General features: G+C 74.5%; 1 protein-coding gene. It reads left to right on the top strand.

The window, feature by feature from the left end; translation table 11 throughout:
* Positions 1-10,009 (top strand): type I polyketide synthase (locus ACZ43N_RS42590; protein ID WP_468105245.1); only part of this gene is annotated, 10,009 nt, incomplete at both ends.

The raw sequence follows: 10,009 nt of genomic DNA, 5'->3' as shown, positions 1-10,009 counted from the left end.
CGTGGAGTGGGGGCGGTTCGCCCCGGCGTACACGAGCGTGCGTCCCAGCGCGTTGCTGACCGGCCTCCCCGAAGCACACACCACCGGCGACGCCACCCCTGACTCCCCGGCCGGTGAACCGGTGGGCTCGGCGCTGCGGGACCGCCTCGGCGCGGTGCCCGCGGCCGACCGCGACCGTGCCCTGCTGGAGTCGGTGCTCGCCGGTGTCGCCGCCGTACTCGGCCACGCCGACGCCGCGGCGGTGGAGGCCACGCGGTCCTTCCGGGACCTGGGCTTCGACTCCCTCACCGCCGTCGAGCTGCGCAACCGCCTCGCCGCCGAGACGGGCCTGAAGCTGCCCAGCACCCTCGTCTTCGACCATCCGACGCCGAACGCTCTCGTACGGCTGCTGCGGCAGGAGCTGTTCCCCGACGGCGCCGACCGCGTCGAGGGCGCGCAGGCGGCCGTACCGGCCCTGACGGCCACGACGGACGACCCGATCGTCATCGTCGGTATGGCATGCCGGCTGCCGGGCCGGGTCGAGAGCCCGGAAGACCTGTGGCGGCTCGTCACCGAGGGCACCGACGCGATCTCCGACTTCCCCACCGACCGGGGCTGGGACCTCGACGCCCTGCACCGTACGGACGGCGGCCAGAGTCTCAGTCACACCCGGGCGGGAGGCTTCCTCTACGACGCCGGGCAGTTCGACCCCGCGTTCTTCGGCATCTCGCCGCGGGAGGCCCTCGCCGTCGACCCGCAGCAGCGGCTCCTTTTGGAGACCTCCTGGGAGGCCCTCGAACAGGCGGCGATAAAGCCCGACTCGCTGCACGGCAGCCGTACGGGCGTGTTCGTCGGCGCCGGCAGCTCCGGATACGGTGCCGGGCTCCGCGAGGTGCCCGAGGGGCTCGGCGGACAGCTGCTGACCGGTGTCTCCGGCAGCGTGGTCTCCGGCCGCGTCGCGTACACCTTCGGCTTCGAGGGCCCCGCCGTGACCATCGACACGGCCTGCTCCTCCTCCCTCGTGGCGCTGCACCTGGCGGCGCAGTCGCTGCGGTCCGCCGAGTGCGACCTGGCTCTGGTCGGCGGTGTGACCGTGCTGGCCGACCCCGGGGCGTTCGTCGAGTTCAGCTCGCAGGGCGGACTGGCGGCGGACGGCCGGTGCAAGGCGTTCTCCGACGAGGCCGACGGCACCGGCTGGGCCGAGGGCGTGGGTGTGCTCGTCGTGGAGCGGCTCTCCGACGCCCGCCGCAACGGGCACCGGGTGCTGGCCGTGGTCGCCGGTTCCGCCGTCAACCAGGACGGCGCCAGCAACGGCCTGACCGCGCCCAACGGTCCCGCCCAGCAGCGGGTCATCCGGCAGGCGCTGGCCGGGGCGGGGCTGACACCCGCCGATGTCGACGCGGTGGAGGCGCACGGCACCGGTACGACCCTGGGCGATCCGATCGAGGCCCAGGCCCTGCTCGCCGCGTACGGCCAGGACCGCGAACGGCCGTTGTGGCTCGGCTCGCTGAAGTCCAACATCGGCCACACCCAGGCCGCCGCAGGTGTCGCCGGCGTCATCAAGACGGTGCTGGCCATGAACCACGGCCTGCTCCCGCGCACGCTGCACGCCGAACAGCCCTCCAGCCACGTCGACTGGACGGCCGGCGAGGTGAGGCTGCTGACGGAGAACACCGAGTGGCCCCAGGCGGAGGGACGTCCACGACGGGCCGGCGTTTCGGCGTTCGGCGTGTCCGGCACCAACGCCCATGTCGTCCTCGAACAGCCCGCCCCGGAGCAACCCGCCCTCGCGGGACCGGCCCTCGGGGTGCCCTCCTCCGCGGAGCACCCGGACGGCGTCGGCCCCGAGCCTGCCGCCCTGCTGCCCTGGGTGGTCTCCGGCCGTAGCCGGACCGCGCTGCGGGCCCAGGCCGCGCGGCTGGCCGACCACGTCGCCGGCCGTCCCGAAGTGACCGCGGCCGAGGTGGCCGCCTCCCTCGTCGGTACCCGCTCGGCGTTCGAGCACCGGGCCGTGGTGTGGGGCGCGGACCGTGAGGATCTCCTGCGCGCCCTCCGGGCGGTCGCGGACGGCGAGCCGGCCGACGGCTCCGTCACCGGTTCCGTGCTCCAGGACGGCCGTACGGCGTTCCTGTTCGCCGGGCAGGGCTCGCAACGCCTCGGTATGGGGCGCGAGTTGTACGAGGAGTACCCGGTGTTCGCGGACGCCTTCGACGCCGTGTGCGCCCACCTGGACACCGAACTACCGCGCCCACTGCGTGAGGTGGCCCTCGGTGACGACGCGGACGAGCTGAACCGGACCGAGTACGCCCAGCCCGCGCTGTTCGCCCTTGAAGTGGCCTTGTTCCGGTTGCTGGAGTCGTGGGGTGTGCGTCCGGACGTGCTGCTCGGTCACTCCATCGGTGAGCTGGCCGCCGCGCATGTGGCGGGGGTGTGGTCGCTGGAGGACGCGTGCCGTCTGGTGGCGGCCCGCGGCCGGCTGATGCAGGCGCTCCCGGCGGGCGGGGCGATGGTGTCGCTCCAGGCGTCCGAGGACGAGGTGCTGCCGCTGCTGGCGGGCCGGGAGACGGAAGTCGCGATCGCGGCCGTCAACGGACCGCTGTCCGTTGTGGTCTCCGGCACCGAGGACGCGGTGAGTGAGATCGCCGCCGCCGTCGAGGCGCTGGGCAAGCGCACCCGGCGGCTGCAGGTCAGCCACGCCTTCCACTCCCCGCTGATGGAACCGATGCTCGCCGGTTTCCGTGCCGTCGCCGAGAGCGTCACCTACGCGGCGCCGCGCATCCCCGTCGTCTCCGACGTCACCGGCGCACTCGCCACCGCCGAGGAGCTGACCTTTCCCGAATACTGGGTGCGGCACGTGCGGGACGCCGTTCGCTTCGCCGACGGCGTCCGCACCCTCGCCGAGCAGAACGTCACCCGTTGCCTGGAACTCGGCCCCGACAGCACCCTGACCACCCTCGCCCAGTCGTGCCTGCAGACGACGGACGGTCTCCAGGTGCCCGCGCTGCGGCACGACCGTCCCGAGCGGCTGAGCCTGCTCATGGCCGTTTCCGCTCTGTTCACCAGGGGCGTCGGCATGGACTGGACGGCAGCCCTGCCGTCGCTGGCCCGCGCCCCGCGGATCGCTCTGCCCACCTACGCCTTCCAGCGCAGGCGCTACTGGCTCGAGGTGCCCGTCGGCACGGGCGACGCCTCCTCGCTGGGTCTCGCGGCCACCGACCATCCGCTGCTCGCCGCGGCGGTTCCGGTCGCGGGCAGCGACGCGGTCGTGCTGACCGGACGGCTGTCGCTGCGCTCGCACCCCTGGCTCGCGGACCACCGGATCGCCGGGGCCCCCGTGCTGCCCAGCACCGCCCTCCTGGAACTGGCCGTCCGTGCGGGCGACCAGGTCGGCTGCGACGAGGTGCGCGAACTCACCCTGGAGGCGCCCCTGACGGTGCCCGAACGGGGCGCGGTCCGGCTTCAGGTCCGTATCGACGAGCCGGACGCCCGGGGCACCCGCGCTCTCGCCGTCTACTCCTGCCCCGACGACCCACGGTCCGACGACGCACGGCCCGACGACGCCGCGTGGACCCGCCACGCGGGCGGCCAGCTCGCGCCCGCCGGCTCCGCAGCCGAGGACGGGGCAGCCGACTTCACCGTCTGGCCCCCCGCCGGAGCCGAACCGGTCGACGTCGGAGACCTCTACGAACGACTGGCTCGCGACGCCGGTCTGGAGTACGGCCCGGCGTTCCGCGCCCTCACCGCCGTATGGCGGCACGGCGACGATGTGTACGCCGAGGTCACGCTCAACGAGGAGGCGCGTGAACAGGCGCGGCGCTTCGGAGTGCACCCCGCCCTGCTGGACGCGGCCCTGCACCCCCTGGGCCTCGGCCTGCCGGAGGGAATGGGCGAGGGACTGCTGCTGTTCGCGTGGCAGCGCGCCACGCTGCTCGCCGAGGGCGCGGGTGCGCTGCGCGTCCGGCTGACCCGGTGCGCCGAGGACGCGGTGACCCTCCGGGCCGCCGACGCCTTCGGGCAGCCCGTCCTCGCCGTCGAGTCGCTGCGGCTGCGTCCCGCCTCCGGCTCGCCCACCCCGGCCGTCCTGGCCACCGCGACCGCCGGGAACCGTACGGACACGGGTGCGGCCGATGACCGCACGGACGCGGGCAGCGCCCTCGGTGACGCCACCGGCCCCGCCCGTCCCGCCGCCCCGGCGCGGCCCGCGCGCCGCCGGGCCGCGGGGTCCGGTGCAGCGGCCGAGGAGGCGACCCTGGTGGACCGGCTCGCCGGGCGATCCGCCGCCGAACGCCGACGTGTCCTGCTCGACCTGGTGCGCCGCAAGGTGGCCGCCGTGCTCGACTACGTCGACCTCGACGAGGTGGAGCCGTCCCGCGTCTTCAAGGACCTCGGCTTCGCCTCCGTCACCGCGGTCGAACTGCGCAACCGGATCAGCGCGGACCTGGACGTCCTCCTGCCGGCCACCCTGGTCTTCGACCACCCGACACCGCTCGCGCTCGCCGCGTACCTCGACGAGGAACTGTTCGGTGCCCGGCCGGACGCGGCGGCGCCCGCGGCCTCGCGTGCCCGGCTCGACGACGATCCGATCGTGGTCGTAGGCATGGCCTGCCGCTACCCGGGCGGCATCAGCAGCCCCGAGGAACTCTGGGACCTCGTCGCCAACCGAGGCGACGGCATCTCCCCGCTCCCGTCCGACCGCGGCTGGGACCTCGCCGCGCTCTACCATCCGGACCCCGACCACCCTGGCACCTGCTACGCCCGCGAGGGCGGATTCCTGCACAACGCCAGCCACTTCGACCCCGGCTTCTTCGGCATCTCCCCGCGTGAGGCGCTGGCCATGGACCCCCAGCAGCGGCTGCTGCTGGAGACGTCGTGGGAGGCACTGGAGCGGGCGGGCATCGACCCGGCGTCCCGGCGCGGCAGCCTCACCGGTGTCTTCGCCGGCGTCACCTACCAGGACTACATCGGCATCCTCGGCGCCGCGAAGGAGAGCTTCGAGGGGTACATCGGCACCGGCAACTCGCCGAGCGTCCTGTCCGGCCGCATCGCCTACGCCCTGGGCCTGGAGGGCCCGGCGCTGTCCGTCGACACCGCCTGCTCCTCCTCCCTGGTCGCCCTCCACCTGGCGGTGCAGTCGCTGCGGCAGGGGGAGTGCGACCTCGCGCTGGCCGGCGGTGTCACCGTCATGTCGACGCCGGGCTCCCTCATCGAGTTCAGCCGGCAGCGGGCGCTCGCCGAGGACGGCCGCTGCAAGCCGTTCTCCGCGGACGCCGACGGGGCGAGCTGGGCCGAAGGCGTCGGCATGGTGGTCCTGGAGCGGCTGTCCGACGCCCGCCGCAGCGGACACCCCGTCCTCGCCGTCGTCCAGGGCAGCGCCCTCAACCAGGACGGCGCCTCCAACGGCCTGACCGCCCCCAACGGGCCCTCGCAGCAGCGGGTCATCCGCGCCGCGCTGGCGGGCGGCGGACTCACCCCGGCCGACATCGACGCGGTGGAGGCCCACGGCACCGGCACGACGCTGGGTGACCCGATCGAGGCCCAGGCACTGATCGCCGTCTACGGTCAGGACCGTACCGAGGACCGCCCTCTGTGGCTGGGCTCCCTCAAGTCGAACATCGGCCACTCCCAAGCCGCCGCCGGTGTCGGCGGCGTGATCAAGATGGTCATGGCCCTCCGTCACGGACTGCTCCCTGCGACCCTGTACGCCGAGAACCCGACCCCCGAGGTGGACTGGTCCGCCGGGCACGTGCGGCTGCTCGACGAGGCGGTGCCCTGGCCCCGGACCGACCGTCCGCGCCGCGCGGGCGTCTCGTCGTTCGGTATGAGCGGCACCAACGCGCACGTCGTCATCGAGCAGGCCCCCGACGACGTGGCACTCCACGACCGGTCCTTCGGCGAGCCGGCACCGCACGACACGACGACCGGACAGCCCGCGTCCGGCACCGGACTGCCCGCCACCACCGAGCAGCCGGCCGACGCCCGCACCGCCCTGCCGACACCCGTCCCCCTCTCCGCCCGCACCGCCGACGGGCTGCGCGCCCAGGCCGGCCGGCTCCTCGCCCACCTGCGCGACCACCCCGGACTCGGCCTCGCCGACCTGGGCCTGTCGCTGGCCACCACCCGTACCGCCTTCGAACAGCGGGCGGTCGTGCTCGCCACCGACCACGACGGCCTGGAACGCGGACTGCGCGATCTCGTCGAGGACCGCATGGTCAGCGACGTCGTCCGCGGCCTCGACCGGCGCGGCACCGGACCCGTGCTGGTCTTCCCCGGCCAGGGCGCCCAGTGGCCCGGCATGGGCCGCGAACTCCTCGACACCGCGCCCGAGTTCGCCCGCCGCATCGCCGAGTGCGAGGAGGCGCTCGCGCCGTATGTCGACTGGTCGCTGACAGCCGCCCTGCGCGGCGGGCCGGACGCCCCCGACCTCGACCGGGTGGACGTCGTCCAGCCGGTCCTGTGGGCCGTCATGGTCTCCCTCGCGCACCTGTGGCGCTCCCACGGCGTCGAGCCCGCCGCCGTCGTCGGCCACAGCCAGGGCGAGATCGCCGCGGCCGTCGTCGCCGGCGCCCTGTCCCTGGAGGACGGCGCCCGCGTCGCCGCCCTGCGCAGCAAGGCCATCACCGCCATCGCCGGCGACGGCGGCATGATGTCCGTCCCGCTCCCCGCCGACGAGGTGCGCGGCCGGCTGGAGCCGTACGGCGACCGGCTCGCCGTGGCCGCCGTCAACGGCCCGGGCTCGGTCGTCGTCTCCGGCGCCGCCGACGCCCTGGACGAACTGTTCACCGCACTGACCGGTGACGGCGTCCAGGCCCGCAAGGTCGCCGTGGACTACGGCAGCCACTCCGCCCATGTCGAGCCCGTCCGGGAGCAGATCCTCGACACGCTCGCCGAAGTGCGCCCCACGCCCGCCGAGATCCCCTTCCGCTCCTCGGTGACCGGGGAATGGCTGGACGAGGACACCGTCCTGGACGCCGCCTACTGGTACACCAACCTGCGGAAGACCGTCCGCTTCGAGGACGCCGTCCGCGGCCTGCTCGCCGCCGGGCACCGCGCCTTCATCGAGGTCGGACCGCACCCCGTCGTCGCCTTCGGCCTGCGCGAGACCGTCGAGGACGCCGGCGCCGACGCCGCCGTGCTCGGCACCCTCCGCCGCGACCAGGGCGGCCTGGACCGCTTCCTGACCTCCCTCGCCGAAGCCCACGCCCAGGGCGTCCCCGTCGACTGGCACCGCGTCTTCGCCGGCTCCGGCGCCCACCACGTCGACCTGCCGACGTACGCCTTCCAGCGACTTCGGTTCTGGCCCGAGCTGCGCGACGCGGAGCCGGCCGCCGAGGACGGCGCACAGGCAACCGACGAGGTGGAGAGCCGTTTCTGGCGCACGGTGGAGGAAGAGGACCTCGAATCCCTCGCCGCCACCCTCGACCTCGGCGGTGACACCCCGCTGCGCGAGGTGCTGCCCGCGCTGTCCGCCTGGCGGCGCACCAGCAAGGAACAGTCCACCGTCGACAGCTGGCGCTACAACGTCGGCTGGACCCCGCTCACCCAGGACACCGCGGCGGCGCCCCCGTCCGGCACCTGGCTCCTGGTCCAGCCCGCCGCGGGCCACGCACTCGCGGACGCCACCCGGAGCACCCTGGCCGAGCACGGCGTCACCGTCCGGGTCGTGGCCGTCGACGGCACCCGCCCCGCCGCCGACCGCGAGGGGCTGGCCGGCCTCCTGACCTCGGCGCTCACCGCCACGGACGGCGAACCCGCCCTGGAACCGGCCGACCTCGGCGGAGTGCTCTCGTTCCTCGCCCTCGACGAGGACCCGCACCCCGACCACCCGTCTGTGCCCGCCGGGCTCGCGGGAACCCTCGCCCTCCTCCAGGCCCTCGGCGACCTAGGCGTCAGCGCACCCCTGTGGTGCGCGACCCGTGGTGCCGTCGCCGTCACCGCCGCCGAGACAGTCCTGAGCGCGCCGCAGGCCCTCGTCTGGGGCTTCGGCCGGGTCGCCGCCCTGGAGCACTCCGACCGCTGGGGCGGTCTGATCGACCTGCCCGCCGACCTCGACCGCCGGGCGGGCGACCGGCTGTGCGCGCTGCTCGCGCGGCCCGACGGCGAGGACCAGACCGCCGTGCGCGCCTCCGGCACCTACGGGCGCCGGCTGCTGCGCGCCCCGCTCGACGGCGCCACCCCGCCCGGCGAGAGCTGGCGCCCCCGCGGCACCGTCCTCATCACCGGCGGCACCGGCGCCGTCGGCGGACACGTCTCCCGCTGGCTCGCCTCCCTCGGCGCCGAACACCTGCTGCTCACCAGCCGCCGGGGCGCCGACGCTCCCGGCGCCGCCGAACTGGCCGCGGAACTGACCGCCCTCGGCGCCGGCCGCGTCACCCTCGCCGCCTGCGACGTCGCCGACCGCGACGCGCTGCGCGCACTCCTGGCGACGATCCCCGAGGAACACCCGCTCGACACCGTGCTGCACATCGCCGGCTCCCTCGACGACGGCGTCATCGACGCGCTCGACCCCGGCCGCATGCAGCCGGTGCTGCGCACCAAGGCCACCGCCGCGGTCAACCTGCACGAACTGACCGCAGATCTCGACCTATCCGCCTTCGTCCTGTTCTCCTCGACGTCCGGAACCATCAGCGGACCCGGTCTCGGCAACTACGCGCCCGGCAACGCCTTCCTGGACGCCCTGGCCCAGCAGCGCCGCTCCCTCGGCCTGCCCGCCACGGCGATCGCCTGGGGCCACTGGGCCGACGGAGGCATGGGCGACGGCGCGGTCGGTGACCGCCTGCGCCGCTACGGCGTGTACGACATGCAGCCCGAACTGGCATGCCAGGCGCTCCAGCAGGCACTCGACCACGGCGAGACCTACCTCGCCGTGACCGACATCGGCTGGGAACGGTTCGCGCCCGCCTTCACCGGCTCGCGGCCCAGCGCCCTCCTGCGTGAACTGCCCGACGCCCAGCGCGTCCTCGATCCGGTCCGCACCACCGCCTCCGGGCAGGCGGCCGGCGGCTCCTTCGGGGGCGACGGCGCCGACGGCGATCAGCCCGCCCTCCGCCGCCACCTGGCCGGCGTACCCGCCGACGAACGGGCCGACGCCGTCCTCGCAGTCGTCCGCGGGTATGTGGCCACCGTGCTCGGCTACCCGGGACCGGAGGCGGTCGAGCCGACCCGTGCCTTCAGCGACCTGGGCTTCGACTCGCTCAGCGCCGTCGAACTGCGCAACGGCATGAACAAGATCACCGGGATGCGGCTACCGGCCACGCTGGTCTTCGACTTCCCCAACTGCGCCGAACTGGCGCGCATGCTGCTCGCGGAACTCGGCACCGCGCCCGACGGCACGGCGTCCGCGGACGACCGCCTGCCCGCCACCACACGGTCCACCGCCGACCTCACCGCCGTCACCGATGACCCGATCGTCATCACAGCGATGAGCTGCCGCTTCCCCGGCGGGGCCGACACCCCCGAGGACTACTGGCGACTGCTCGCCGACGGCACCGACGCCATCGCCCCGTTCCCGGACGACCGCGGCTGGGACGTCGACGGCCTCTACCACCCCGACCCCGACCACCCGGGCACCTGCACCGCCCGCGAAGGCGGGTTCCTGCGGGACATGGCCGGCTTCGACCCCGGCTTCTTCGGTGTCTCGCCGCGTGAGGCGCTGGCGATGGACCCGCAGCAGCGGTTGCTGCTGGAGCTGGCGTGGGAGGCATTCGAGCGGGCCGGGATCGACCCGACGACCCTGCGCGGCTCCCGCACCGGCGTCTTCGCCGGTACCAACGGCAACGACTACACCCCACTCCTCGTCGCCTCGGGCGAGGACGTCGGTGGCCACCTCGGCACCGGCAACGCGGCGAGCATCGTCTCCGGGCGTGTGTCCTACACCCTCGGGCTGGAAGGCCCGGCGGTGACGGTCGACACGGCTTGCTCGGCCGCTCTTGTCGCCCTGCATCTGGCGGTGCAGGCGTTGCGGTCGGGTGAGTGTGATCTGGCGTTGGCCGGTGGTGTGACGGTGATGTCGACGCCGGGGTTGTTCCTGGAC

It is taken from the genome of Streptomyces sp. NPDC030814 (genome assembly GCF_055572155.1).
The sequence above is the reverse complement of the archived record's forward strand: the minus strand, read 5'-3'. Positions and strand labels throughout refer to the sequence as shown.